The following is a 717-nucleotide window of genomic DNA, read 5'->3' as shown; positions in this document are numbered from 1 at the left end:
AAAAACTTGACCACAAAAGATCAAAAACGCTAATTTTCGAGAGAACCACGAAAACCACTGCTCCACCCCGAAGGACAGAACAACAGATCCAGGTTCATATTCTTGGAAATTGCTTCTTATAAAAGATGCTCGCGTCCACTATGTAGTTCTCAAACAACAACCCCATACCACACACCCCACACACACCCGCCCCAAAAAGGACAAGCCAACGCATGCGATCGGTGCAGCCAGGAAACCAGAAACAAACAAGTACCGGGAGTTCCCTCCCGGTCCTGTTGCCTCAGGACCCAACAGTGTGCCAAACACTAAACCGCGCATCAACCCCCCGCACCGTTCCAGGACACTCAAGAGCATCCGTACTAGGCGCCGGGAAGAAACCCGCGGCCGCTATTTGCTGATATTCCACCCGTGAGCACCCGCCGCAGAACAATCGTCTGCGCAACGGGCGTTACTCCTGACAACCCCTCCACACTCACATACATGAGGCAAGATGATTGTAGGTGCTCCTTAGAAAGGAGGTGATCCAGCCGCACCTTCCGGTACGGCTACCTTGTTACGACTTAGTCCCAATCGCCAGTCCCACCTTCGACAGCTCCCTCCCACAAGGGGTTAGGCCACCGGCTTCGGGTGTTACCAACTTTCGTGACTTGACGGGCGGTGTGTACAAGGCCCGGGAACGTATTCACCGCAGCGTTGCTGATCTGCGATTACTAGCGA

Annotated in this window: 1 rRNA gene; it reads right to left on the bottom strand. The window is 53.8% G+C overall.

Annotated elements, in window-relative coordinates:
• Window positions 1-511: 511 nt before the first annotated feature.
• Window positions 512-717: ribosomal RNA gene (locus tag AC1DRE_RS25105) — 16S ribosomal RNA — on the bottom strand; the annotation flags it as partial.

This window comes from Arthrobacter sp. P4_H3 (assembly GCF_056400885.1).
This window is presented reverse-complemented; position numbering and strand designations above follow the sequence as displayed.